Raw genomic sequence first — 25,698 nt, 5'->3', positions numbered from 1 at the left:
AATACAGGGAGGTAAAAGAGTAATGAAACCAACTATAAAAGATAGAGTTTCAGACGCTTACAGACGTCTTTCAAACCCTCGTATAGCTTGCGAGAAGCTCGCCATCGTCTCGAAGACCGTATTCGTTGCAATAATGGTCATGATGGCAACGTCATTTATACCTGTATTAGGGTTAGCCGACCCTTATATAGGCGGACAAAGCCTGACCACGGATAACGGCACTTATGGAGTTATAACTGGAGACGTATGGTTCGATGCCACGCCGCCTGAATGGCCTACAAGCGCCAGCAATCCGAACTACGTGGACAAGGTCATGGGGCTTCCCGATAATATCAGCAGCGTTGAATGGGCACGGCTCTACGTAGTCGTTTACAGCGGGAACATGACGGCCAGGTATCATGGCAACGCCACCATCAAAGCCGACTGGACAAACGATGGCTCATACGACCAGACATGGGATGAGGACTTCAACGTTTCATATAGCTATCCTGGTACCGGTGGCTCCGGGACCGTCATCGTGAACGACCATTGTAACAGGGTGACCAGCGATTACATAATGTGGTACGACGTGAAAAATAACATCACAAACGATTCTACCATAAAGGTAAACGTGACGACTCAGAGAGTCGATGATGGGACCTATAACCCTCCTTCCGCCAATAAATTCGACGGGCGTATCAAGGATATAGTCCTCATCGTCGCCTACAACACCACTGGCGGTAATACGACGTACTACTGGGTTAATCAGGGCCACGATGTTTGCTCAAAGACTTACGAGGATATGACGGGTAACCCACCGTTTATGGGCAATACGACTTTCAGCACCTCGATCATCCCCGATGACCATGACATTCGTTCAGTTGAGCTAACGTCGATATACCTGGCGAGCGCCAATGGGTACTATAATCTAACCGTTGGAGGGAACTATGACCCTGATACCTCAATTAAATTAGAAAAAGGGTATGATATACAGGGAAGATATGCTGGGGTGAAGACTTGGGACATTACGAGCAATGTCAGTAATTTGAATATCAAGACCAATGATATCACGTTCCACTATCAGAGGGATTATAGTATCAACACGGGGTATAATACGACATTCAAGATACCGCTAGCGATATTGGAGGTACATGACCCCTGATTAAAAGATTTTTTGCCCCCTATATGGGGGGCAAATTATTTATCTTATTATGGTGTTATCAATTCATAACTTTTTAAAATTTCTTAACATTACAGATGTTAATAATATTTTTATGTATTATTGTTTGCATTATTTTTTTAATATCGTAGTAAGATTTAAGTCATGTTATGTATATATTAATGCCTATATTGCAGGTGGTATTATGGTTATCCAATCCCAATTAAATGATAGTGTTTCAAACGTTTCTAGAGGTATCTTAGGGCTTTTTGGAGATGCCAAGGTGCTGTATTGCGTTCTAACCATTTTATTTATTTTTATGATCTCGCCAATGACGGCGATGGCTGACAGTTACGTGGGCGGCATCCCCCTGACGAACGTCCAGAACGGCTCTGTGTCGGGCGGGCTATACGTGGATGCAACCCCTCCAACATGGGGAACACAAGACGTAATCAAGGATTTCACATTACCCGAGTATACGAGCATTCAATGGGCCAGGCTTTACGTTTCAACCTACTGCGGACACATGCAAAACAACTACCAGGGTAACATCACCACCCAGCTAGACGTGAACGGCGATGGCATCTACGACTATGAATGGTTTGAGGACCTAAACGTGCCTTATTCTTTCCCGGGCCAGGGGGGTACCGGTCCAGTCATAATAAACGACCACTTAAACAGGGTGACCAGCGACTATTTCATGTGGTATGATGTGACCTCGCTGATAAATTCGACCCATTTAAGGGTACATGTGCTTACTCAAAAGGTGAATCCAAGCTTTGACGGAAGGGTCAAGGAGATAGCGCTCGTCGTAGCGTATAATGACGGCTCGGAAAAAGTCGTCCATTACTGGGTTAACCAAGGCCACGATGTCGCCTCAAAATATGCGGAGGACTCTGGTGAAATCTACGTTGGCGAAACCGAGTTTGACGCTCGCGAAGTTTCCAGGGTGGGGTCTGCTAGGCTTACCGTCGCGTACATGTCTAGCCTGAATGGGTATTACTCTTTCCCGACAGCGGGATTCGATCAGAGTACCCAGACGTACCAGAACCCTCTTCCACATGGCTATGACGTGCAAGGCGACTACTCTGGTGTGCAGACGTGGGATGTGACCAATAGCATTACGGGTGGCTCTATTTACACGCTAGGCTATCATAGAGACCTTGCGGGCAGCGGCTATGCCATGTCGTTTAAGATACCCCTGGCATTCCTCACCATCCAGGAGCCATTAGTAATGCCAGTAGCAGACTTTATGGCAAATACGACTATAGGGACAGTACCGCTAACAGTGCAGTTTACCGACCAGTCCACAGCGGCTACATCCTGGGCTTGGGACTTCGACAACGATGGGACCATCGATAGCACCGAACAAAATCCGATCTATACGTATAATAACCCTGGCACATATACTGTAAGCCTGACTGTAGCAAATAAAAACGGTACAGACACAGAAACAAAAACGGCATACGTAAAGGCCCAAACCACCGAGCTCATAGCAGACTTCACGGTAGACAAAAGACTATGTATAGGTACTCAAACCGTTCATTTTACTGATCTGTCCTCTGGAAATCCAATTCGATGGGAATGGAAAATTAAAGACCCTAGTAGTGCTTCTACAAGGTTATATGAACAAAATCCTTCATACTTAGTTTGGAGAAACGGATATTATAAAGTACAATTAACTATATATAATAATACATCAAGCAATACAATTATAAAAGAAAATTATATTCGGCGTGTGACCCCTATTTATCTAGACCCGAAGGTTAATATAAGTGAAGGATTTAACCCGCTAACAGTTCAATTTTCATATCACATGATGCAAACAATTCCGGATTATTATTATTGGGATTTTAATGACGATGGTATCATTGATAGCACAGAGGGATATCCTATTTACACTTATACAGTTCCAGGAGTATATCATCCAGTTGTGACAGCCTGTAAAAATTACGATGGTCAATGGGATAATTTTACATCTGATCGTAGTCTAACTATCACTGTGCTCGATTCCAGTCCGCTTGTGGCCGGTTTTTCGGCTAATGTTACGCGTGGCCTCGCTCCATTAACCGTAAGGTTTACGGACGAATCAAGTGGAGCTCCAACTTCCTGGGCTTGGGACTTCGACAACGATGGGACCATCGATAGCACCGAACAAAATCCAGTCTATACGTATGCGGAGCCAGGCGTCTATACTGTCAATCTAACGATATCCAATGCCACAATGTCTAATAGTACAATAAAGTCAGATTATATTCTCGCTTCCTCAGTAGCGCCGGATTTAAGCGTACAGTCTATGGGATACGCCACAGGGTACTACTTCGCAAATTGCACCACGAACTCGCTGTGGTTCGTCATTCAGAATATAGGCTACGCTGATGCAGGGCCGTTCAACGTGACAGTCACCCTGAATGGGATTAATCACACCGTACACATTGATGGCCTCGCAATGGGCGCGACAACGCCAGCCATTGGCACGGGCAGGCTAAAAGTACAAGACCCCACAATCCATGTGAGCGGCGAACAGTCCGAAGCTATGGTAACGGTTGACCCGGACAACATTATCGATGAAGCCGATGAGACGAACAACGTTAAGGCGATGACGAAGGCCGTGATTAATAATGGGTATATGGGCAAGCGATATTCTGGGGGGAGCGACCTGCTAACCAGACGCATCATCGACGTGCGCGGCGATATCATTTACTCTATTGGAGATAGCCAGTATAAGAGCGGGGAGAACTGGTGGGCAAACTACACGGCGAACTGGACGGCGAATGATTTGCCGCTGCCCCCTGGCAGCAGGGTAGTCGCTGCTTACCTGTATCTACCATGGTGCTGGGATAAGGATGGGTTCGTGCCCGAGAGCTCGACCATGACTTTCAACGGCGTGACCATACCTTATGAGGCCCATTACACTGATAGGAAAATGTGGGGCGATTTCGACCTGCCCTATGGCATGTTCGTATACAACGTGACAGGCGTGTACAATACTACTGAGAACCATGCAGTCTTCACAAAACCCTCGGATAAGCGGATAAGCCCCCGCGGCATGATACTGTATGTAATATACGAGAACTCAAACGCCACGAGGAAAAAGATATTCATGAACGAGGAGTTTGACATGCTTTGCGGCAATGGGGATTACGGCTCGAGCCCGGAGTTTGCGACTTCATATGTGCCGTTTACTGGCACGGCGATCGATGTAGCCAAGCTTGCCGGGGCAAGGCTTATAAGCAGCCCTACGGGGGCGGGAGGCGAGGGTGTGATGTACTTTAACGGCCATTCATGGTATCACCCATGGGTCTATATGGGCGATTCTGAGATATCCGTGAGCGACGTTGATGTTAGCGGCATGTTGAATGCAACGGGGAATGAGATGGCGATCAGGAGCGATGGCGGATGGATAGAAGCGTGTAACGCCATCCTTGTGCTAGAATACTATAACCCGGCTAATGTGTCGATGTTGCCAGTCTCTACGGCCTCGGCGGTGGGCAACACTACGGAGGTGAAAATCGTGCTGGATAACGCGCGTTCAGGGCTCGCGGGTTACTCGTTAAACGTGTCCCTTGTCAATTCGAGCGTTGGCGAAATCGTCGGAGTGAGCTACCCGTCATGGGCCTTGTTGAATAATACTACAGCGCTGCCAGGCGATTCCGTGAGGATAAGCGGCGTCGACCTTGAAGGGCAAGTCGGGCCAGGCGCTTCGAACATTACGCTTGCGACGTTGACGGTGAGAGGCGACGTGCCAGGCTGGACGAGCGTTCTGATAGATGGCGCTCACCTTGATGATGATAATGGCTCGGCTGTTGAGTGCGCACCGCTAGACGGGGGCCTGACCGTGTTTACGCCTCTTATGGCGAATTTCACGGCGAGCACGACGAGCGGTACGGTGGGGCCATTAATGCCGATTAATATTAGTTTCGTCGACCTCACGACTGGAGACCCGGGCCCATCCTCGTGGAGCTGGAGCTTTGGCGATAACGATACTTCAGCGCTCAAAAACCCGACGCATGCGTACAGGGCTCCGGGCAGGTATACCGTTTCCCTCGCGGTGGCCAACGAGCATTCGAGCGATACAAAAACGATGGCCGGGTACATAGTGTTGAAGCCTTACGTTGAGGTGTTTCCGGGCTACTCGAATATGCCCGTTGACCTTGACGATGATGGCCTCGTAGAGGATATCAATGGTAACGGTAGGCTCGACTTCGACGACGTCGTCGCTTACTATAAGAGTATGGAGTGGATGGCGGGCAATGCAAACGTTGGGCTTTCGCCCTTCGATTTCAACCACAACTCGAGGATGGACTTTGATGACGTAATCGTCCTCTACTATGAACTGCTAGGAAAAATGGGTTAATCGCATACGGGGGCCCTCTCGCCCCCACCTCTTTTAATCGAAATAATCATTATTAGATATCTTCGTCGGCAAATAGTTGTTAGCGGTGAACTCGATGGACTTCGATACGAGGGCGTCCTGCTCTATCTTATAGCCGAACTTCTTGAGGTCGGCCAGCTCCCTCTGCCACCTCTCTTTCTTAAACCAGGGATATGCGGCTATCTCCTCCATTCGCTTGAAGTCCTCCTCGTTAAGCTTGACCCACGAGCTTCTTGGTATGTCAAAGTCCATGACGTCTTTTACGGAAAGCCCGAGGTATTTTGCCCTGGGGCACGCTGCCTTCTCCGAAAAAAAGGCCAGGTTAATGGACCCAGACTTATAGACTGAGTAAATATAGTACCCCCACGGGTCCATATCGGTGAAAACATAAATAGGAATCTTATACTCTTCCCCAAACCTTGCGAGAAGCCTGCGCTCAGCGCGGGCGGGCTGGCCCTTACCGGTCAAAAGCAGGCAATTATTCTTCTTCCAGTACTTCTCCTGGTTCAAGAGGTTCCAGACCGCGTATTTCTCCACGACGAGGATGTAGTCGGCGCTCATCTCCTTGATGTGGAAATAATCATCTTCCACGATTGGCGGCACCGCGCCCCCAGCCGAGCCCATCTTTGTGAAGTCCAAAACGTCTCCCGTCTTATCCTCTACTATCATGGGGCCAGCCAGCACGCCATTCGGCGTTGCTATGAGGTTAAGCTCCTCACGAAGGCTATCAGTCATCAGCTCCATGTCCTCAATGATGGGATCGGACTCCTCCTGCACGTCAAAAGTATTCTCCCCCGTCCCGGGGATCTCATGCTTAAGCGTATAGAAGAGCTGACGTATAGACAGGGCGGGCTTATCCTGCTCCAGTAAAGCCTTTATCTGCTTCGCTATGAGGATGGTCTGAAGAAACTTCTTGGCCTGGGCCAGGTTAAAGTAATACCGCTTCTGCTTTTCATCGCCCAGCTTTATCAGGCCCGACTTCTCATCATAGTAGACGTTATTCAATGATCTTATCGTTATGTCAAGGGATGGGTTCTTTCCAGCCTCGACGTCCTCCAGTACGCCCTCCCCCATCCTGGCCAGCTTTTCGATTATCTCCTTACTGCGGGCCATTCTCTTCCGCCTCCTCCGGCCCAACGAACCTCGAATACTTTTTGGATAACACTTCCATGAATTTAGACTCGATCACTGTATGATCCTTTCCTGTAAGGCCTTCTAAGGCAATCGCAAGTTCCCTTGTATACGCCTCGAACATCTTAATTTTTTTACGGGCATCGAGCGCCTTCTTCTGCTCTGAGAGGTAACGACCGAGGTCCCTCGCGGCCTCCCTGACCGCGAGCTCTATCTCGTCCTCTATCTCCGGTATGTCGGCTATGGCATCCTTCGACTCGGAGGTGAAGGGCACGTTCGTGGAGGCCACGTGGACCATTATCATGAGAGGCCCAATGGGCGCCTTAGCGCCCTTCGGCTGCTCCAGGCCATAGTTCTTCCAGTTGATACGCTCTATCGCGTGGGTGATGGCGCAGGCGCCTTGCTGGTACATGAGAGGCACCCTATTAGCGAAACGGTATATCTCAGCCCTGCCTTCCGAGTCAATGTCACCGCCATACGCTATCGCTGCCTCCACCAAAAACGGGTTGCCCCGGTAGACGCTCACCGGCCTTGAAACGGTCGATATGAAATCCACACGGTGGTTCTGAGTTATGCCCTTCTTCAAGAGGTCATCGGTGATGGGCGAAAGGCAGTCCTTCGGCGGCGCCATTATCTTTATCTTCTGGAAGGCCGCGAGAAGCCTCTTAACCGCCTCGATATCCTTAGCAAGCTCCTGCGGGGACATTCCCGGGTCCAGGCTCGCCTCCCTGCATATGGACTCCATCGTGTGGCCGCCTATCTTTGCAAATGAAGAGGACAAAAAAGTGCTAAGCCTGTGGCTATCCGTGGACTGCAGCATCTTTACGAGCGTGCCCAGCTCGATGCCATGCGGGTGCGGCTTTATCTCGACTGGCTGCCTGGGAAGCACATCGCAAGCGCGCTCGAAAACGAACTTCTCGTCATACGGGTCCACCAAAGTGATGCGGGCATGGGGATTCACGATGGCCGTATTCCTCAAATACTCGAGCACAGACTGCTTGCCCCTCACATACGTAGCCTCCAGGCTCAGCTCAATCCTGGTGCCCCTCGAAGTAAAAAAATCGTCATAATTCTCGGATATTATCTTAGGCTCGTTGGTCTCGGTGTCTATCTTCAGCTCGTATACGTATGCGGGCAGCTTCGGGTCTATTCTAGATGTAATGCGGGCGGGCTTGCCGCTCGTGAGCTGGGCGTAGAGCACGGCCGCCGATATGCCGATGCCCTGCTGGCCCCGGCTTTGCCTTATCGCGTGAAAGCGGCTGCCATACAGCAGCTTGCCAAACACGCGAGGCAGGACATCACGCTGCACCCCAGGCCCATTGTCCTCGACGACCACGCTCAGAATCCTCTCGTCCACCTTTTTAATCCGAATATAGATATCCGGCAGTATAGACGCCTCCTCGCAAGCATCTAGCGAGTTATCCACCGCCTCCTTGACGCACGTTATGAGGCTTCGGGGGAGTGAGTCGAAGCCCAGCATCTGCCTGTTCTTCTCGAAGAACTCGGCGACGCTTATCGCCTTCTGCTTTTTAGCCAGCTCAACGGCTATGGGAGCATCTGAAGCCCTGGAATTCATCGAAGAATAAAGTATAACGCGCTTTTATTAATACTTTGCATGGCATTTGTACCCTTATTTCTTCAGGTCAGCTTTATCGACATGTGAGGCTTACCATTACCTGGTGGCATGTTTATGGTATTTGAGGCGGCGGCGCAGGCCATCCAGCCCATCGTCTGGGAAACGACCCTGGATAAGGTCATACCACGTACAAAAGACGTGAAGAGCTTCCGCTTTAAAAAGCCAGAAGGTTTCCGCTACCTGGCTGGCCAGTGGATGTACATAAACATCAGGATTGGCGGCGTTGAAAAGATGCACCACTTCACGATGTCCAGCAGCCCGACTGAGGATTACATAGAGTTTACCAAGAAGATAACTGATAGCGAATACTCGCAAGCCCTTGACAGGATGAGGCCAGGCGATTGGGCTAAGCTTAACGCGCCTTTCGGGGAGTTCACTTATGCAGGGGAGAGCATAAAGATTGGCGCTTTGACCGGCGGTATTGGCATCACGCCCCTCAGGAGCATCTGCCGGTACTGCGTGGATATGCGGTTGCCCGCGGACATCATAATGCTTTACTCCAACAAGACCGTTGATGATATAGTATTCAGGGAAGAGCTTGAGGAGATGCAGAATGCCGATTCTCACTTAACGATTAAGCACGTCATCACAAGGCAGCCTGACTGGAAAGGGCTTAAGGGCCACATAGATGGAACGATGGTCAAGGAGCAGATACCCGACTATAAAGAAAGAGTCTTTTACATATGCGGCCCACCCAGCATGAACGAAGCCCTAAAAAAAGCCCTCAAAACGCTTGACATTCCAGATGAAAAGATAAAGCTCGAAGACTTCACGGGATATTAAGGAATTATTTCACAGCTGTTGAACTTAATGTGATCGAAGTCTTCCATTGATATCTTTCCTTCTTTTAGGAGTTGCCTTATTTCCGGGAGGGCATCTTTGAGCGTATTTATGAGATGCTTTACGGTGGAGCATACTTCTGCGAACCCCTTGTCGCCCCATTTCATGGTGACGTTTGCGTAGAGGCATCGGCCACCACATATATCCAGCATCTCGCACCCCTCGCATGGCCCTGATATGAGGGTTTGCTTTAAGCGTAGCGGGTCGCCCTTGAATATATCGCCAGCATAGTACTTTTTCATGCCGGACATCACGGGGCATGGCGATATCATGCCATCTGTCTGCACGTTAAACTCTGCCCATCCAGCCCCACATCTAAGTAGCGTCTTCTCCTCTAGCAATAGCGAGCGCATGATCGACATAAATGGATACATTCTAAGAACCCTGCCCTCCTCACGCATCACCCTGACCCACTCGCCAGCCAATCGAGTTATGCCCGGGTTATAGCTATCCCTGGCCCATCTCGAGAATTGCCGCCTACCATAATCGTTCTTCCAGAACAAAGCGTTGAGCTGCCAGTGGACGCTATCAAAAGAAAAATCCTGGCTATTCAATAAAAACAAGGCCTGCCTGTATATATCGCAATCCTCGGTAACAGTCATGCGGGCGATCATCTCACCCTTGAAGCCATTCTCCCTCACAAGCCTCGCATTCGAGGCTATCCTCCTATAAACCCCTTTGCCCCGGTTATAGTCAGTAAGCGCCTCATCGCCATCTATCGAGATAGAAATGGTGTGAAGCCTATTAAGGTACTCTGGCCGCACCCTGTGAAGCATCGTGCCATTCGTATGAAGCATGAACCGCTTAGCTGGCACCACGTCCATAAGCTCGTACATCTTCTCGACGTTCAGGAGCGGCTCACCACCATAAAAGATGAGCGTGGCATCGGGATCCTTAGCCATGAAAGCCTTCAAGGCACCAGCATCATAAGACAGGTCACGGGGCAAGTAGTAATCGATATCATCCTCATCGCAGGACTCGTCGAAATCGTCACAGCACTCGCCATAGCAATATCTGCACTGTAAATCGCAAGCTGTCGTAAGCGTGATGAAAAAGTTCAAGCACAGGGCCTCCATGAACGGCAATGTTTAGGATGAACCCAGAGATGTGCGGTTATATATTTAAGAATATCGATGCCTGAGGCGCTGCATGATATTCTCGTTAATGCGTTTCTCCGCCCACCTTATGTAATGGCATGGCCTTTCTTTATACATGGCAACGGCTTCCCTACATGCTTCATAAACCATCATCTGCCCCTCCTCCTTCGAGTATAGCTCTTTAAGTAAGCCAAGGTTGAGCGCTTTTCCAAGGTATGAGGAATCCCTGCCTTCCCATACGTCGAACACGAGCGCAGGGCTACGGGCAAATAAAAAGAGGTCGCACTGCCTCTCGCCTTCTGGAAGCGTCTTGCCATTGAAGTGCCGCCCATCCTGCAAGTAATGCGTTATCTCATGGCCAATGACATAAACGCTACTGCCCCTCGTTAGCCTTACCGTACCCGACCCCGAATCATAATAGGCGCTCCTTGCGGCCCTCCCAAACCTGATATCCTCTATCTCTGGAAAAAACCACAACGTATACTCGATACGATTTTGAAGCGCCGGGGCTTTCTCAAATAGCTCCAGCAAACCCTTAGCGTAATGGACGCGCACCATGCCGCCCTCTACTTTTTCCTCATCTTGACGCGCTTCAAGCTGACTGCCACCTAGATGATAATACGGGCAAACAACTTGATAAAACGCCACGCGCTCTTATTCATGGAGAGTCCCAGGAACTGGCGCGCAAGCATGGATGGGTGGTCTATATCGCCATACTTAGTGATCATTTCAAGGATGTCGGGGTCGTCCAGCGCGGCGATTGCCTCGTTCAGGTCGCCATCAGACATCTTCCCAAATATTTGCCGCGCCTTAAGCCCAAACGTCAATTCCATGCCTATCTCACCCCTCCAGCGCCTCTCATACTCCATCAGCCTTTGAGCGCTCACGTCGCCTTCCAGGGCGGCCTTCGCGGCAACCTCCCCCGCAATCTTAGCGCATTTAGCGCCCGTATATATGCCGCCATAAGAGATGGGCTTCACCTGTCCCGCCGCATCTCCCACGATTAATACTCCATCAGAAACGGTGCGCTTCAGCGTGCCCACGGGTATGCCACCCATGATCAGGTCGACGGCCGAGCGGGCCTTCTTCGACACGATTTCGTGCTCTTTCAAAAGGCGTTCCAGGTAAACGTGGGCATCGTTATCGGCGTTCAAGCCTATGCGACAGCAGCCGCCTGTAGTGGGGACGGACCACGCAAAGTAGCCGGGCGCATACCGATGCCCTAAAAAGACCTCGACAAACTCAGGGTCTCTCGGCTCATAGCTGGCCTCAACCTGGATGCCCGTGCATACGTGCGGTATCCTGCCCAATCCGGCGCTTCGCGCTACCTTGCTCCTCACGCCATCCGCCCCTATCACGACCTTCGCAGCTATCTCGGTCTTCTTTCCCTCGCTCACGGCATCGAGCACCACTCCTCCTGGCACCTTCCTGACGCCTCTCACCGCCGTATCGACCAGTACCTCCGCCCCCGCCGAGGCGGCGGCCTTTGCCAGTTCCCTGTCAAATATCTTCCTCTCCACCACATAAGTCATGGTACGCCGCCCATCGATAGGTATAGAATGGTTATTAGGGGCGTAAACAAAAGCTCCCCTAATCCTCTTATTAATAAAATTACCCTCAGGGAGCTCGCACTCATTGAGCGCCTTCACGCTTATATGGCCCGTGCAAGACACAGGGGAGCCTATCATCCCGTGCTCCTCTATTAAGAGAGTCCTGGCGCCATTCTTCGCCGCATACTTGGCGGCCATCGAGCCCGAAGGGCCTGCGCCGACCACGACCACATCATAGCACATTCTTGTCAACCTGAATCGTGATAACCAACTCTACAACCTTAACGTTTATCTTTTTTGCCGTACTAACGTAAAAGAAATGACTGAGTATAAGCAATGCATACTTGTAAGGGATGACCTAAAGCTTCCAAAGGGGAAGATGGCGGTACAGGTTGCCCACGCATCGCTATCAGCATACGAGTGGGCGAAGCCCGCAGTACAGGAGGAGTGGAAGCGGCAGGGCCAGAAAAAGATAGTCTTAAAGGTCGACCGGCTGGAAGATTTGTTTAAATACAAGGAAGAGGCCCGAAAGATGGACATCCCAACGGCGCTCATACAGGACGCTGGCCTCACGACAGTTCCTCCTGGCACAATCACCGCATTGGGCCTGGGCCCCGCGGAGGCGGAAAAGCTCGATAGGCTGGTAGGCCACCTAAAACTAATGTAAGGGAAGACCATGATAGTCGGATTCGCAATAAACAAGATAGAGTCTGCCAGGCACGTTTCCCTGGAAGAGCTACCCAAGTACAGGAACATTAACGTGAACTATGACATTAACTTGAGGAATTTGTCGGCAGTGAAGCCCCCCATGGGGCCTGATAAGGTGCTCCGCATCGAGTACAGCATAACTATTAACTATTTTAGCCCTTCCATCGGGTTCATCAGGTTCGAGGGCTTTTGTGACTATGCGGGAGGCAATATCGAGAAGATACTTAAGGAGTGGGAAGGGGGCAGGCCGGACGTTGCCGTACAGAATGAGGCTGCGAATAACGTGATGGCGAGGATTATACCGCTGGCGATGCTTATTTCCCAGAGCCTGTGTCTGCCCCCTGCTACGCCGCTGCCCGTCATAAACTTCCAGAAGGTAGAAGCGGAGAAGGACAAGTTCGACCAGTACCACGCCTGATTCAGCAAAGGTTTTATCTTATCCTGTGAGGCGTGGACGGTAGAACATCGTGCTTTTTCCCTTTCTCTCCCCATCGCTGGTACAGGCTATTATCGATGCCAAGCTGGTCCAGTATTCGGCCGACCACGTTATCGACGAGGTCGTCTATAGTCCTGGGCCTATTGTAGAAGCCAGGGCAGGCGGGCATGACCACACAGCCCGCCCTACACGCCTTTACCATATTCTCCAGATGGACGAGGCTTAGCGGCATCTCCCTTGGCACTAAGATGAGCCTGCGCCCCTCCTTTAAAGCGACGTCGGCCGCCCGCCCTATGAGCGTGTCAGCATAGCCGTTCGCCACGCCGGAGAGCGTCTTCATGGTGCAGGGCACTATGACCATGGCGTCGAATCGGTACGAGCCGCTTGCCACCGGCGCCATGAAATCGTCGTCCTCATAGTGGAAGGTCGCCTTTTGTATGAGATCGCTTACCTGCACGTCTGTCTCAATCTCTATAAGCTCTCTCGCTTCCTTTGATAATATGAGGTGCGTCTCCTCGATGCCTTCAAGCGCCTCTAGAAGCCGGATGCCGTATCGCACCCCGCTCGCCCCTGTCATCCCTATCACGATCTTCTTTTGCATAGTTCTCCCGCCAGCGCGTCCACCAGCTCGCCGGAGAGCCGGAGGGCGTCACGTATTTCCTCTTTACTCATCTTATCATAATGGATGCCCGCCACGACTACGACGGTCCTGCCTAGCTCTTTGGCGAGCTTTTCCGCTGCATCCTTCACCACCCTGTCCTCCCTGTGCCCAGGGACTGTTATAACCGAAGAAGTTGCCATCGCGCCATAATTAATGCCGACTGCAGCAGCGCCAATATGAGCATTTCCACCCGTAATGACCACGAGAAGGCCATCGCCTACCTCGACCGCCTTCAAGTCGACAGAAATTCTCCCAGCGCTATTTGATTTCACCAATTCCATCAGGCTACCCCTAGCTTGCTTTGCCTGGGCACACGCTCCACGTTAAAGTAGGCCCGCGCCACCCTCGCAACCCTATCCCTACACTCGGGCAGCGTATAGACGCCCATCCGCCAGTCATCAAAGTACGACTCCTCCATGATCTTTACCAGCTTCGAGACGTCCTCCAGGTATTTAAGCTGTCCGTTTTCCATGAGCACCATTGTGTTACGTTCCCTGAACTCTGGCATTTTCGGAATATCCACGAGCACGTAGCCTTCCTCTACCCCCGCCATGCGGGCTATCTCTCGCTCGATATCCTTCTGTATCCTTGTATACCTCACGATGCTCTTGTCCACCGAGTCAAAGCCGACGTAAAGCGCCCTCTTGAACAGGTTTCGCGAGTTGAGGCGGCGTATCATGTCGGCCGAGTACTCATTAAAATTCCTCATTCGGGCATTAAGCTCGTAGTCGTCCATCTGCTGTAGCTCAAAGGCGTTCACGTCGCCGTTCAGGATGGCCGCCTCAAGGGCGTGCACGAACATGGAGCCAGCTATGCGGCCAACGTGGTGATCATAGACGGACGGGTACATCAGAAACCTCGACATGAGCAGAGATTCGGCCGACTTCAGGCCCCTATAGTATAACACTATGTTATTATCATAAAACCTGATGTTGCGCAGCAGGTGCTCATAGTCGACGATGCCGTATGCCACGCCGGTATAATAGGCATCCCTTATTATGTAGTCCATCCTGTCCACGTCTAGCGAGCCTGAGATTATCTGCCCTATCTTAGTCTTACCCTGTATATGGCCGGATATGGCCGAAGGCTTGATGCCATACTCGTCGAGAATGCCAGCTATTTCCTCGCTTTCAATGAGGAAGGCCACGTCATCGTGCCTGCGCCTGGTGTACTGCTCGATGATGTCCTCGCTATCATGCGAGTACGGCCCGTGCCCGACGTCGTGTAGCAGGGCCGCTATCTCAATTTCCCTGCGCTCTTCCTCAGATAGCTCGCCTGCCAGCCTGCTGGCCAAATAATAGGTTCCCAAAGAGTGCTCAAACCTCGTGTGGTTTGCGCCAGGATAGACGAGGTTTGTCCACCCTAGCTGCTTAATATTTCTTAAACGCTGCACTATTCCCGTGTCCAGCAGCCTCTCGATGTGTGGCGCCACCTCGATGTAGCCATGGATGGGGTCTCTGATCGGGCTCATAAACATTACATAGTAGGCGGCGCTAATGATAAACCTGTCTTTCCTGAAAGCCTTATAATGATGTGCCGCATATGATACAGCGATAGCCATGTTATCCATTCTGTCAGGGGGCACGGGCACCCCGAAATTGCTGAGGGGCTTCAAGGATAGCGAAGACATAGCCGTTATCGTGAACACTGCCGAGGACGTGTGGATATCCGGAAACAAGGTGACGCCAGACATCGACTCGGTAATCTATACAATTGCCGGCGTCATAGATGATGAGAAGTGGTGGGGCATTAAAGGTGACACGTTTAACACTTTTAAGGCGCTTGAGGCGATGGGGCACTTTGAGGAGATAATGATTGGGGATAAGGACCGTGCGACTCATATCCTTCGAACTGAGCTTCTAAAAAACGGTAACTCCTTGACGGATGCCACGAGGGAGCTTTGTGACGTTTTTCAGATAAAGACCATTGTGCTCCCAATGAGCGAGAATGACATAGCCTCCGTGATATGCACGCCTGATGGCGACTTTCACTTCCAGGACTTTTGGGTTGGCATGCGGGGCGAGCCGGAAGTCATCTCAGTTAAGCTTTTTGGTGATCTGGTTCCCACGCCCGAGGTCATGGAGGCCTTGAATGCCTCTGATAACATTTTCATAGGCCCCAGCAATCCCATCACAAGTATAGGCCCAATTTTGGCCCTGGAGGGTGTCCGTGAGACTCTGCAAATTAAATTCGTCGTTGCAGTTAGTCCTTTCATAGGTGATAAGCCCGTCAGCGGCCCCGCTGCAAAGCTCATGAAGGCGAAAGGGCTTGAGCCGTCTACAAGGGGCGTGGCCGAGTTCTATAAGGACATCGTTGACGTCCTTATCATCGACGAGCGCGATACTACGGATCTCTCTGGCTATGACTTCGAGGTTGCCCGCTTTGACACCCTTATGACGAGCGTCGAGAAGAGCAAAGCGCTCGCCGATTTCATGCTCACCAAATGCGTTTGATAAGCTCTCTAAGTCTAAGCCCGCTATGAAGGTTATTAGGGCGAGAATTAATGGTCTTCATAGTGGGCTTCTTAGACTTAGAGACTTTTTTATGTATTGAGCGTGGATGTATGCTTGTGATATCATGTCTGACGTTGCGAACAAGATCCTTCTCATCGTGCTAGACGGCGCATCGGATAGGCCCGTCGAAGGCAGGACGCCGCTATCGGAGGCGGACAAGCCAAACCTGGACGCATTGGCATACGGCGGCATCAACGGGATAATGGACACGGTAGGGCCCGGAATAAGGCCAGGCTCGGACACCTCACACCTCGCCATACTGGGATATGACCCTTATAAGTATTACACGGGCCGCGGGCCATTCGAGGCGGCGGGCGTGGGAATAGACGTGAAGGGGGGCGACATCGCCTTCCGCGTCAACTTTGCCACAGTCGAGAATGGCGTAGTAATTGATAGAAGGGCGGGGCGCATATCCGACACTGACGGGCTGGCAAAGGCGATAAATGAAGAGGTAAAAGTGCCGGGCATAGAAGTGATTTTCAAGCGTTCTACAGGCCACAGGGGTGCTCTCGTGCTGAGGGGGAGAGGCTTATCCGCAGCCATATCTGATACAGACCCTAAAAAAGAGGGGCTACCGATCAAGGAGTGCCACGCGCTGGATGATACGCCTGAGGCAAAGCGGACGGCGGAGGCGGTGAACAGCATATCGAGACAGGTCCTCAGCTTGCTGGATGGCATGCCCGAGAACCTCGAAAGAAAAAGGCAAGGGCTTCCGCCAGGCAATGCCATATTAATAAGGGGCGCAGGCGAAGTGCCACATATACCCCCATTCCAGGAGCGATACGGCCTCAAGGGGGCGGTCATAGCCGCCGCAGGCCTGATAATCGGGATAGGCAAGATGTGCGGGCTCGAGCACATACCGGTCGGAAGCATGGAAGTAGAGGCGTCCGGCTCGTCGGCCAGGGCCAAGATGAAGAAGGCGCTCGAAACGCTTGAGACCCACGATTTCGTGCTGGTGAACATAAAGGGCGCCGACGAGGCTGGCCACGACGGGGACTTTGAAAAGAAGAAAAGCTTTTTAGAGGCGACAGACGCCGCCTTTAAGGACGTGTTGAAGCTAAAGGATGTACTGGTCATAGTTACAGTTGACCATAGCACTCCCGTCTCCATCAAGGACCACTCAGCCGATCCTGTGCCCATCATGATGCACGGGCCGGGGATAAGGATAGACGACGTAGCAAGCTATAATGAGCTGGTGGCATATAAGGGCGGGCTGCACAGGATACGCGGCATGGACGTGATGCCCATAGCCCTGGACCTCATAAACAGGACGAAAAAGTTCGGGGCTTGAGGCCCCGATTTTATGGAAGGCGTGGCCAGGTAGAATATGTTGGATTAAGTAACCAACCACGTAAAGTATTTATCCATTAAAACTCACCTTTCTAACTAAAGTTTTAGCATGCTGCAAGAAAGAGTACAACGCAGCCTTAAAAATGCTGGAGACGACTTATGGAAGAGCTGAAAGTGTTCGATGGCGGGAGGTCCAAGTTCTCCCACATGACCTCGGCGCACCCGTGCTTTAACGAGAAAGCCCATTTCTCCACGGCCAGGATCCACCTGCCCGTCGCGCCGAAATGCAATATTCAATGTAACTTTTGTAATCGTAAGATAGATAAGTGTGAGCATCGCCCCGGCGTGTCTTCGGGCGTCATGAAGCCTCAGCAGGCCGCTGATAGGGTTGACGAGGCCCTGAAGGAGCTTGGCGGTAACCTCAGGGTGGTCGGCATCGCCGGCCCTGGCGAAGCTCTCGCGAACGAGGAGACCTTCGAAACCCTAAAAATCGTACACGAGAGGCACCCCGAGCTTATCAAGTGTATCGCCTCTAACGGACTTATGCTCCCGGAGCGTATCGATGACCTCGTAGATGTAGGCGTTTCAAGCGTTACGGTCACAATTAATGCTTTCGACCCTGAGGTGGGAGCTAAGATATACTCGTGGGTGAGGTATCATAACCAGACCTATAGGGGAGTGGAAGGCGCGAGAATATTAAGGGATAATCAGTTTAAGGGAGTCGAGTTAGCGGCTAAGGCCGGCCTTATCGTGAAGGTGAACACAGTGCTCGTGCCTGGCGTCAACGCTGATCAGATTGAGAAGATAGCTAAAGAGGCAGCCGCCAGGGGTGCTATTTTGATGAATATCATCCCCATGATACCCCTCTATAAGTTTAAGGACGTGAAGCCGCCCGAGTGTAAGGACCTTGAGGAGGCCCGCGCGATTGCCGAGAAGTACCTTCCTCAGTTTAGGCTTTGTAAGCAGTGCCGTGCCGATGCGTGTGGTATCCCCGGTAGGGAGGAGTCCTTGTCGCCCGCCCAGCGCGCTGCCAGCGGCGAATACTACCACGCTTAATCAAGCACCACAGAGACCACAGAGGTTATATTCACCACAGAGGTCCACAGAGACCACAGAGGTTATATTCACCACAGAGGTCCACAGAGACCACAGAGGTTATATTCACCACAGAGGTCCACAGAGACCACAGAGGTTATATTCACCACAGAGGTCCACAGAGACCACAGAGGTTATATTCACCACAGAGGTCCACAGAGACCACAGAGGTTATATTCACCACAGAGGTCCACAGAGACCACAGAGGAATTTATTACTCAAGGGGGCTTCGCCCCCTGAGAGACCCTCCTTCTACCTATTAAATGAGATTCTTTTGTATTATGAGTCTTCCATATTATACTAAATAATTGTATATCGGATGATTGACCTATTGAAGATTGAGGGGGTCTCCGAGGGGGGCGACTAGCCCCCCTTTAGGAAACAAAATCCTCTCTGTGACCTCTGTGAACCTCCGTGGTGAAAATCCTCTCTGTGACCTCTGTGAACCTCCGTGGTGAAAATCCTCTCTGTGACCTCTGTGAACCTCCGTGGTGAAAATCCTCTCTGTGACCTCTGTGAACCTCCGTGGTGAAAATCCTCTCTGTGACCTCTGTGAACCTCCGTGGTGAAAATCCTCTCTGTGACCTCTGTGAACCTCCGTGGTGAAAATCCTCTCTGTGACCTCTGTGAACCTCCGTGGTGAAAATCCTCTCTGTGACCTCTGTGAACCTCCGTGGTGAAAATCCTCTCTGTGACCTCTGTGAACCTCCGTGGTGAAAATCCTCTCTGTGACCTCTGTGAACCTCCGTGGTGAAAATCCTCTCTGTGACCTCTGTGAACCTCCGTGGTGAAAATCCTCTCTGTGACCTCTGTGAACCTCCGTGGTGAAAATCCTCTCTGTGACCTCTGTGAACCTCCGTGGTGAAAATCCTCTCTGTGACCTCTGTGAACCTCCGTGGTGAAAATCCTCTCTGTGACCTCTGTGAACCTCCGTGGTGAAAATCCTCTCTGTGACCTCTGTGAACCTCCGTGGTGAAAATCCTCTCTGTGACCTCTGTGAACCTCCGTGGTGAAAATCCTCTCTGTGACCTCTGTGAACCTCCGTGGTGAAAATCCTCTCTGTGACCTCTGTGAACCTCCGTGGTGAATCATATGTTATACGTTATATAAATCAATATATAAGTAAAAAGCCTTGTTTTCATTTCATAGATATAAAGTTTTTTAAACTTAAGTAAAATAGTCGCCTAGTTTATCATTTGATATGCCATGCTCTATCTTCTTTCTCTCTTTTCTAATCTCGGGGCTGATGTATGAGTATTTGGCGGGCAGCCTTCCCTTCGCGTATCTCTTATTTCGTCGATTCTCAATCGCCTGGCTGTCATAGTACGTGTCCCAGACCTCGCTATCAGAGTCGGGAGCTGTGCCCAGAAGGCGCGCCGCCTCTTCTGCCGTGACACAGGCGATATCCTCGCTATAGCCGAGGGCCCTGGCATTCAATATGTAATGCTCTGAGTGGCATCCAATAACAATGACCTTATCCGGAGTCCTCCGCATCGCCCACTCCATGAAAAGGTCTTTTACGTCATGCTGTGGGCTTATCTCTGCGTAGAGCATGTCTCCTGAAGGCCTGAACCTGACGTGTGCCTTCAATCGCTCAAGCTCGCCCATCGTTTCCCTGTAATACTTGAAGTATTTCCTGGCGGTCTCATCCTTATGGGCGAGTATAGCCGTTAATTTTGGGTAGTAGCGGGCCATCAGCCTTACCAGCTCGTCAGGGACGCAATTATGGTTACGCAGCGCAAAAGTCAGGTAAGAGCCCAGCGATAATGAGCGCTGCATAGGGCTACAGGATGGAAACTTTACCCATAGCTCGGCCTTCACGTGGAAGGGCACGTCCTTGACGACCTCATCGACGTTAAGAACGACTTCGCCGTCGTACATTGCGAGCTTTTCTTTGAGCTCTCTTGCGCTCGCACCGCATACCATGATGGCGTCGGGGTTCCTATTGAGCGCTATCGCCGCCCTTAATACGCCGTCGACGTCCTTTTTATACCCGATTATCACGCGAACGCCTCCAGCCTCGTTTGTAGCCTGCTTTTTACTTTTATGAAGGGCCGTGCCCTCTTCAGGACGACGCCGATGCTTGCCAGCTCAGCGTAGCCCTCTATGGGGCGGCTGGCGATGATGCGATGGGCCGTTGCGGGACCGATGCCCGGGACCTTTATCAGGTCTTCATATGGGGCTTCGTTCACGTCTACAGGGAAAATATCCCTGTTATGATGGGCCAGCAATAGCTTTGGGTCCTCGTCGGGCAGAAACCCTTTATCATCCAGTATAATATCGAGGTCTTTAGCCCTGAGGCCGTAATCCTTTAGCAAATAAGAGACCTGGTACAGCCTGGCCTCACGCCACACCGGCGATGGCCTATTCGAAGAGAGGGGCGTCCCTGGCACCGGGTCGAAGCTCATGAAGTAAGGCCTACGCAGCCCATAGTCCGCCTTAAAGCGGTCGATTGTGTGAATGATCTCTTTGTCAGGCTCTCCAGATGCGCCCACCACAAACTGGGTATCATTCGCGCCCACAATCCCCTCCCCATAGTGTACCTCCTTTCTCCTCTTGAGCACGAACTCGTGGGTCCACTTAAGCCTATCAAGGATATCATTCCTATAGTCAAAGTTGGGGCATATCTCATCGTACCTGGACTCGCAGGTCGTCTCGGCGTTCACGCCAAACTTGTTGGCATATAGCGAGACTTCCCTGAGCATGTCCCTGGGTATGCCGGGCATGAGGCGGACGTGTATGTAGCCCTTGAACCCCTGGCCGCGGAGCAGCTTGAGCACTTCTAGCTGTTTTTGCGTGGTCTTTTCAGGGTCGCCGACGATCCCGGATGATAAGAACAACCCCTCGATAGCGTTGCGGCGGTAGAGGTCCCAGGTGATGCGGGCGATCTCATCGGGAGCCAGCGACGTGCGGGCGACTTCACGGCCACACCTGTTGGGGCAGTAGAGGCACTCGCCCAGACACCGGTTGGTCATCAGAGTCTTATAAAGCTGAATACAGCGCCCATCTGGCGTAAAGGTATGGCACACGACGGTCTGGTTGCAGCTATCGTACTTAGTGCCCGCCGACAGTATCTTGATACGCTCGGACAGCGAGAAGCATTTCTCTCCCATCAAAGGAAAAGATGGCAAATGGCTATATAATGAATGGCCAAAAGCGTCGTGAAAGTAAACTAGAAAAACTGGGCGAGCGTGCCCTGGACGCCCCTGCCTTTAAGCTCATCCTCAGTATAGCCAAAATAGCCAAGTATCCGTAAAGCCGTGGGTATTATCTGTTTATCTATATAATAGTCCACGTCGAGCTCGTATGCCTTATCCTTCGCGTACAGCTTGCCGTTCTCGAACTTGATAAACATGTCCACGGGGTATGCGCGGTCGCCTAGCGTTATGCCGGGGCCTTTCACGATGACGTAGCTGATCTTGCTGCCAACCGCCGCCGAAAGCTCCAGCTCACGCGCCCGCTCCGCGGCCTTAACGTGCGCCTGCACGCTCTCATAGCTCTCGAAGCCCTTGGTAAGCGTTTTGTGGATGACGAGCTTATCGAGCTGCACCTTGCCTTCCCTAACCTCGCTAATGGTATCCTTGACGAACTTCACGGCCTTCTCCGGGTCCTCCTCTTCAAGTATGATGCGGATGACCTGTGACTGCAGCTCTTTGGCGAGCTCACACCAGTCGCCCCTGCGCACCTCCAGGCCCCTGACTACTATCTCACCTTTGCTCGTGAGGCCAGCATACCGCTTTTTTGCCTCGGTGAAAAAGATGACCCTATAAAAGTTGTCCACATCCATGTCCAGGGGCAATTCTTCCTTGACTTTTCTGATGAACTCGCCCGTAGCCGCATGGAGGTCGCCGCCATCCTTGAGCTTTACGAATAGCGAGTCAGTATCGCCATACAGGACCTCCATGCCCATCGACTGCGCGATTTCGCTGGCCCTCTTTATGAAGTATCGGCCCCATGCCGACGTGGCCTCGGCGCACTCGCGGCGGTACCACTTGGCCTGCGCCCAGCCCGTATAGCCATAAAAGGCGTTCGTCAATATCTTGATCGTTTTTTGCCGTATATCGAGCATCCGGTAGCTCTTGTCCTTCCTGTCCGTCTGGGCGAGCTTCTTCTTGAGGGCGGCGCGGTGAGCCACCAGAGACCTCAGGATGCGCGTGAAGAAGCCTTCCGGGGCCTTCTTGAAGCAATGGCCCACCTCAGGGGCGGGCGGATAGCAGTCATCCTTACAATCCTTACAAACCGTATCAGGGGATATGTTATACGCGATCATTATGGAGGGGTACATGGCTGAGAAGTCGAGGGCTGCAACGTTCCTGTGTATCCCCTTCACAGGCGGAAACACGAAGCCTCCAACATACGTTTCAACCTCTCCTCCTTTCGAGGGGATGAGCTCGCCGTACTCATAGGCAACGTATGCGAGGTACGCCTCGACCTGCCTGCCGCGGCCCATCCTTGAGACGTTGTCGGCGGGCTCGTGTGCCATCCTGGCGAACTCGAACTGGAGCGGCAGCAGCTCCCCCGCTATCCCATACGTGCTCTCCACGTCGTCCTTCGAATACCTTATCAGGATGTCTCGCCTTTTGCTGTCAGCCCAGTATCTATAGATTTCACCTCCGGGGATGTAGGTACGCTTCTCCTTATTCATCACTCCCAGGTAGTCGGCCACGTTTTCGAGCGTCTTTACCTTTACGCCGTCCATGTCCCTCTGGGCCGCCTGAAAAAGGTCGATGTTGAGCCGCCCCACAAGCTTTACTTTCTTCTGAAGGCCTCCCCGCCCAAACATGGGAGTGCTGCCGTCCCTGCACACGCTCAGCTTTATCTTATGCTTCTTGGCCCGCTCATTTATATACGGCCAGTCAAAGCTATCCTGATTATACCCCACTATAACATCAGGATCATAATCTCGAATATACCTTATGAATTCCTTTATCAGGCCCTTATCGTCCTCATCTGTGGCCGTGAGGACTTTTTCCTCCCTGTTTGTCTTGATGGAGATGATGATTATCGGGTCTTCCGCGGCGTCGGGCATGCCCCGTGGATTCCACATCTCACAGTCGAACGCCATCACTTTTAGGGGCGGCTCGTCCTCCCTAGCAAAGGCCTTGGGATTGTGGCATAGCATCCCCAGTCCTGCATAGTCCACGGAGACAGGCTCGCCTTCCGCCTCAATCCCCCCCATAGGAATAAGCCTTCTATCGATAATATAGCGTACCCCAAACAGGATATCAGCCTCACGGACGTCCCCAAACTTCAGGGCAAGCTCCCTCAAATAAGGCACGTCGCGGGGCAGCTTCGTGAAAACCCGATAGCACTTGATAGGCACGCCAAAGTTCTTGCGGTCCACGATGTCAACGCGGACAGGCCTCACGGTCTCCCCGCCCACCTCCTCAGACATGTTTTCCAGCACGCTTATGGGGACGTCACCATAAGGCACGACGTAAAAGTAAGGCTCGAAAGAGTCATCAAAGATCACGGCGCTCTTACCAGAATCGTCCACGCACCACATCCGGATAATAGGCTTGCCATTCTCTACAACATAATCTACGTCCAGAAGCCAGCCTCTGAATTTCATTAATATATAATGGGCATCCTCGGCTTAAAAACTTCTCGCAGGCCTCTCTCAGGCATGAGTCACTTCCTGGCGGCGGGCAGCATGACTATAAACCTCACGCCTTTCGTATAATCCCCCGGCACCCGGTCTTCCACCCTTATCTTGCCGCCAAAATTTTCAGCCAGCGTTCTAGCGAGATATAAGCCAAGGCCTTTTCCTTTTTCCAGTGTCTTGCCCCTGTAGAAGCGGGTGAACAATTTTTCTTTTTCATCATCCGGTATGCCCGGTCCGTTATCTTCTATTGTGACGCGGATAAACGCCTTGCCATCCTCACGAGCCATTGCTTGTAGTATGTCTATTATCAGTGGCCTATCTACGGGTGAGTGTTTAATCGAGTTCTCGATGAGATTAATGAAAATCTCGTCTATGAGCTCGTTGGCCACCACCAAACACTCCGCAGATGGCGTATAATTAATGGCCACGTTCCTTCCTGGAACGTGCGAGTATTTATCTTTCAACCTGCTTAAAACGCTACAGATATCCACCTGCTCAAGAATGAGCTCTTTCGATTTTAGCCTACGAAGCCTCATAACCTTATCGATGAGCCTGGAACTGCCTTTCAACGACACCATCGGCTTCTCAATCAGGCCAATGTCGTCTTCGCCGAGCTTCCCACCGGATCTTATGGCATCGTCCGCCAATTCCAGGTACCCAAGGGCGACCTGGTTCAGGTTATTGATATCGTGGCCCATCAAGTCCAGGTAAAATTCTGTTTGTGCATTAGCATCTGATAGGGCTTCCTCATATTGTTTACGTATCGTTATGTCCCGGGCGAATGTTATAAGGTACTCCTTATTTTCAAATTTCAGGTAGTTGGCGCTGACTTCTACGGGGAAGGCGCTGCCGTCTTTTCTAACGTGCATGGACTGAAAATTGAAGGCACCACTCCTTTTAGCTTTATCCCATCTCTCCAAAAACCTTTCATATGGGCAGTCGGGGTAGACGTCCCAGATCCTCATGGATAATAGCTCGTCGGCAGAATATCCCAGGCTTTGGCATGTCGCCTTATTGGCGTAGATAATTTGCCCTTCTAAGTTAAGCCATATGGATGAATCCATGAAATTGTCGATGGCAAACTGGGTGAGCCGCATCTTTTCCTCGGCGTGCTTACGATCCGTGATATCGAAAAACGTCGCCATTCCTGCAGGCTTTCCCGTATACGTGATGCGTTCCGCCGTGATCTCCACCCACCTCATTTCGCCGCCCTTCGTGATGATCCCGGCCTCATAAGGCGATGGCACCTGCTCGCCGCGCTGCCTCGCAAGGCAATACTCTCTGACCCGTTTTTGGTAATCCGGGCGTATTATTTCCCAGAATTTCATCTTTAAAAGCTCGTCTTTTGAATAGCCTGTGACCCTTTCGGCGGCACGGTTAACGTAGACGAGGCTTTCGCCCTGGTAGAAAAAGATGATGGCCGAAGTCGTCTGGGCAAGGGCTCTGAAGTTTTCCTCGCTCTCGCGCAGGGAGCGCACGGCATCACTACACCTGTCCAGCTCCTCTTTTTGCTTTTTCAGCAGCCTCTTCAGCGAATCCATCTCTCGTTCCAGCGATTCCCGTGGCGCATCAGCATGTTTCAGATTGCTCATTTTAACATTGGCGAGTTACACCCCGGCCATA

At 51.5% G+C, this 25,698-nt stretch carries 21 protein-coding genes; 8 read left to right on the top strand and 13 right to left on the bottom strand.

The genetic code is table 11. The features are described 5' to 3' along the window. Window positions 1–22: 22 nt before the first annotated feature. Both MTC_RS08205 and MTC_RS12685 read left to right on the top strand, forming a co-directional pair. A complete protein-coding gene (locus MTC_RS08205) occupies window positions 23–1,141 on the top strand; it encodes a DUF3344 domain-containing protein (protein ID WP_014406230.1) in 1,119 nt (372 codons plus the stop codon). 337 nt (window positions 1,142–1,478) lie between these two features. Next, on the top strand, window positions 1,479–5,495 hold the full coding sequence (locus MTC_RS12685; RefSeq protein WP_158308508.1) for a DUF3344 domain-containing protein: 4,017 nt from the start codon (window positions 1,479–1,481) through the stop codon (window positions 5,493–5,495). 33 nt (window positions 5,496–5,528) lie between these two features. On the opposite strand, the gene MTC_RS08195 is transcribed toward MTC_RS12685, so the two are convergent. Further along, window positions 5,529–6,626 carry a DNA topoisomerase IV subunit A gene (locus MTC_RS08195; protein ID WP_014406228.1) on the bottom strand — a complete coding sequence of 366 codons (1,098 nt, stop codon included), beginning with the start codon at window positions 6,624–6,626 and terminating at the stop codon, window positions 5,529–5,531. Continuing rightward, window positions 6,613–8,220: a DNA topoisomerase VI subunit B gene (locus MTC_RS08190; protein WP_014406227.1), complete on the bottom strand. Its 1,608-nt coding sequence runs from the start codon at window positions 8,218–8,220 to the stop codon at window positions 6,613–6,615. Before MTC_RS08190 ends, MTC_RS08195 begins: the two co-directional genes overlap by 14 nt. 114 nt (window positions 8,221–8,334) lie before the next feature. Between MTC_RS08190 and MTC_RS08185 the strand changes: the two genes are divergently transcribed. Further along, window positions 8,335–9,063: a ferredoxin--NADP reductase gene (locus tag MTC_RS08185; protein WP_014406226.1), complete on the top strand. Its 729-nt coding sequence runs from the start codon at window positions 8,335–8,337 to the stop codon at window positions 9,061–9,063. Here MTC_RS08185 and MTC_RS08180 read toward each other — a convergent pair. Genes MTC_RS08180 through MTC_RS08170 form a run of 3 tightly spaced genes read right to left on the bottom strand, consistent with a single transcriptional unit; the run spans window position 9,060 to window position 12,010 of the window. Further along, a complete protein-coding gene (locus MTC_RS08180; protein ID WP_237706005.1) occupies window positions 9,060–10,196 on the bottom strand; it encodes a TIGR04084 family radical SAM/SPASM domain-containing protein in 1,137 nt (378 codons plus the stop codon). The two genes, MTC_RS08185 and MTC_RS08180, sit on opposite strands and share 4 nt — an antisense overlap. A 45-nt stretch (window positions 10,197–10,241) precedes the next feature. Further along, window positions 10,242–10,775 (bottom strand): hypothetical protein, encoded by a 534-nt coding sequence (locus MTC_RS08175; RefSeq protein WP_014406224.1) that lies wholly within the window; start codon window positions 10,773–10,775, stop codon window positions 10,242–10,244. A 50-nt stretch (window positions 10,776–10,825) separates the two neighbouring features. Continuing rightward, window positions 10,826–12,010, bottom strand: coding sequence for an NAD(P)/FAD-dependent oxidoreductase (locus MTC_RS08170; protein ID WP_014406223.1), 1,185 nt, complete (start codon window positions 12,008–12,010; stop codon window positions 10,826–10,828). A 76-nt stretch (window positions 12,011–12,086) separates the two neighbouring features. Here MTC_RS08170 and pth2 point away from each other — a divergent pair, with 76 nt between their 5' ends. Together pth2 and MTC_RS08160 are read left to right on the top strand one after the other, a co-directional pair. Beyond that, window positions 12,087–12,434 (top strand): peptidyl-tRNA hydrolase Pth2, encoded by a 348-nt coding sequence (pth2, locus tag MTC_RS08165; RefSeq protein ID WP_014406222.1) that lies wholly within the window; start codon window positions 12,087–12,089, stop codon window positions 12,432–12,434. 9 nt (window positions 12,435–12,443) lie between these two features. Continuing rightward, on the top strand, window positions 12,444–12,893 hold the full coding sequence (locus tag MTC_RS08160) for a hypothetical protein (RefSeq protein ID WP_014406221.1): 450 nt from the start codon (window positions 12,444–12,446) through the stop codon (window positions 12,891–12,893). A 13-nt stretch (window positions 12,894–12,906) separates the two neighbouring features. On the opposite strand, the gene MTC_RS08155 is transcribed toward MTC_RS08160, so the two are convergent. The 3 genes from MTC_RS08155 to MTC_RS08145 are packed head-to-tail and all read right to left on the bottom strand — an operon-like array spanning window position 12,907 to window position 15,043. Beyond that, window positions 12,907–13,512: a UbiX family flavin prenyltransferase gene (locus tag MTC_RS08155; RefSeq protein ID WP_014406220.1), complete on the bottom strand. Its 606-nt coding sequence runs from the start codon at window positions 13,510–13,512 to the stop codon at window positions 12,907–12,909. Further along, entirely contained in the window at window positions 13,494–13,853 is a 360-nt protein-coding gene (gene lpdD / locus MTC_RS08150; protein ID WP_014406219.1) for a prenylated flavin chaperone LpdD, read from the bottom strand. The genes MTC_RS08155 and lpdD overlap by 19 nt, the downstream gene beginning before the upstream one ends. Next, on the bottom strand, window positions 13,853–15,043 hold the full coding sequence (locus MTC_RS08145) for an HD domain-containing protein (protein WP_048189607.1): 1,191 nt from the start codon (window positions 15,041–15,043) through the stop codon (window positions 13,853–13,855). Before MTC_RS08145 ends, lpdD begins: the two co-directional genes overlap by 1 nt. An 88-nt stretch (window positions 15,044–15,131) precedes the next feature. Between MTC_RS08145 and cofD the strand changes: the two genes are divergently transcribed. The 3 genes from cofD (at window position 15,132) to MTC_RS08130 (ending at window position 18,431) form a co-directional block, all read left to right on the top strand. Next, the gene (cofD, locus tag MTC_RS08140; protein WP_014406217.1) at window positions 15,132–16,025 is read left to right on the top strand and encodes a 2-phospho-L-lactate transferase; all 894 of its coding nucleotides are present in this window, start codon (window positions 15,132–15,134) and stop codon (window positions 16,023–16,025) included. Between the two features lie 124 nt (window positions 16,026–16,149). Continuing rightward, entirely contained in the window at window positions 16,150–17,376 is a 1,227-nt protein-coding gene (locus MTC_RS08135) for a 2,3-bisphosphoglycerate-independent phosphoglycerate mutase (RefSeq protein ID WP_048189199.1), read from the top strand. A 158-nt stretch (window positions 17,377–17,534) separates the two neighbouring features. Further along, a complete protein-coding gene (locus MTC_RS08130; RefSeq protein ID WP_014406215.1) occupies window positions 17,535–18,431 on the top strand; it encodes a radical SAM protein in 897 nt (298 codons plus the stop codon). Between the two features lie 402 nt (window positions 18,432–18,833). Here MTC_RS08130 and MTC_RS13105 read toward each other — a convergent pair whose 3' ends face one another. From MTC_RS13105 to MTC_RS08110, 5 genes are all read right to left on the bottom strand, one after another. Continuing rightward, window positions 18,834–19,562 (bottom strand): hypothetical protein, encoded by a 729-nt coding sequence (locus tag MTC_RS13105; protein ID WP_014406214.1) that lies wholly within the window; start codon window positions 19,560–19,562, stop codon window positions 18,834–18,836. Between the two features lie 75 nt (window positions 19,563–19,637). Next, on the bottom strand, window positions 19,638–20,474 hold the full coding sequence (locus tag MTC_RS08125) for a DUF4130 domain-containing protein (RefSeq protein ID WP_014406213.1): 837 nt from the start codon (window positions 20,472–20,474) through the stop codon (window positions 19,638–19,640). Then, window positions 20,471–21,583: a helix-hairpin-helix domain-containing protein gene (locus MTC_RS08120; RefSeq protein WP_014406212.1), complete on the bottom strand. Its 1,113-nt coding sequence runs from the start codon at window positions 21,581–21,583 to the stop codon at window positions 20,471–20,473. The genes MTC_RS08125 and MTC_RS08120 overlap by 4 nt, the downstream gene beginning before the upstream one ends. A 59-nt stretch (window positions 21,584–21,642) precedes the next feature. Continuing rightward, entirely contained in the window at window positions 21,643–24,042 is a 2,400-nt protein-coding gene (locus MTC_RS08115; RefSeq protein WP_014406211.1) for a DNA-directed DNA polymerase, read from the bottom strand. Window positions 24,043–24,101: 59 nt separating this feature from the next. Continuing rightward, a complete protein-coding gene (locus MTC_RS08110; protein ID WP_081476812.1) occupies window positions 24,102–25,667 on the bottom strand; it encodes a sensor histidine kinase in 1,566 nt (521 codons plus the stop codon). Between the last annotated feature and the right edge of the window lie 31 nt (window positions 25,668–25,698).

The sequence above is a fragment of the Methanocella conradii HZ254 genome (genome assembly GCF_000251105.1).
In the GTDB taxonomy this organism is placed as follows: domain Archaea; phylum Halobacteriota; class Methanocellia; order Methanocellales; family Methanocellaceae; genus Methanocella; species Methanocella conradii.
This window is presented reverse-complemented; position numbering and strand designations above follow the sequence as displayed.

Coding starts and splice junctions, on each gene's coding strand:
- MTC_RS08205 (WP_014406230.1), top strand. CDS start 23: ATGAAACCAACTATAAAAGATAGAGTTTCAGACGCTTACAGACGTCTT.
- MTC_RS12685 (WP_158308508.1), top strand. CDS start 1,479: ATGGCTGACAGTTACGTGGGCGGCATCCCCCTGACGAACGTCCAGAAC.
- MTC_RS08195 (WP_014406228.1), bottom strand. CDS start 6,626: ATGGCCCGCAGTAAGGAGATAATCGAAAAGCTGGCCAGGATGGGGGAG.
- MTC_RS08190 (WP_014406227.1), bottom strand. CDS start 8,220: ATGAATTCCAGGGCTTCAGATGCTCCCATAGCCGTTGAGCTGGCTAAA.
- MTC_RS08185 (WP_014406226.1), top strand. CDS start 8,335: ATGGTATTTGAGGCGGCGGCGCAGGCCATCCAGCCCATCGTCTGGGAA.
- MTC_RS08180 (WP_237706005.1), bottom strand. CDS start 10,196: ATGGAGGCCCTGTGCTTGAACTTTTTCATCACGCTTACGACAGCTTGC.
- MTC_RS08175 (WP_014406224.1), bottom strand. CDS start 10,775: ATGGTGCGCGTCCATTACGCTAAGGGTTTGCTGGAGCTATTTGAGAAA.
- MTC_RS08170 (WP_014406223.1), bottom strand. CDS start 12,010: ATGTGCTATGATGTGGTCGTGGTCGGCGCAGGCCCTTCGGGCTCGATG.
- pth2 (WP_014406222.1), top strand. CDS start 12,087: ATGACTGAGTATAAGCAATGCATACTTGTAAGGGATGACCTAAAGCTT.
- MTC_RS08160 (WP_014406221.1), top strand. CDS start 12,444: ATGATAGTCGGATTCGCAATAAACAAGATAGAGTCTGCCAGGCACGTT.
- MTC_RS08155 (WP_014406220.1), bottom strand. CDS start 13,512: ATGCAAAAGAAGATCGTGATAGGGATGACAGGGGCGAGCGGGGTGCGA.
- lpdD (WP_014406219.1), bottom strand. CDS start 13,853: ATGGAATTGGTGAAATCAAATAGCGCTGGGAGAATTTCTGTCGACTTG.
- MTC_RS08145 (WP_048189607.1), bottom strand. CDS start 15,043: ATGAGCCCGATCAGAGACCCCATCCATGGCTACATCGAGGTGGCGCCA.
- cofD (WP_014406217.1), top strand. CDS start 15,132: ATGTTATCCATTCTGTCAGGGGGCACGGGCACCCCGAAATTGCTGAGG.
- MTC_RS08135 (WP_048189199.1), top strand. CDS start 16,150: ATGTCTGACGTTGCGAACAAGATCCTTCTCATCGTGCTAGACGGCGCA.
- MTC_RS08130 (WP_014406215.1), top strand. CDS start 17,535: ATGGAAGAGCTGAAAGTGTTCGATGGCGGGAGGTCCAAGTTCTCCCAC.
- MTC_RS13105 (WP_014406214.1), bottom strand. CDS start 19,562: ATGATTCACCACGGAGGTTCACAGAGGTCACAGAGAGGATTTTCACCA.
- MTC_RS08120 (WP_014406212.1), bottom strand. CDS start 21,583: ATGGGAGAGAAATGCTTCTCGCTGTCCGAGCGTATCAAGATACTGTCG.
- MTC_RS08115 (WP_014406211.1), bottom strand. CDS start 24,042: ATGAAATTCAGAGGCTGGCTTCTGGACGTAGATTATGTTGTAGAGAAT.
- MTC_RS08110 (WP_081476812.1), bottom strand. CDS start 25,667: ATGAGCAATCTGAAACATGCTGATGCGCCACGGGAATCGCTGGAACGA.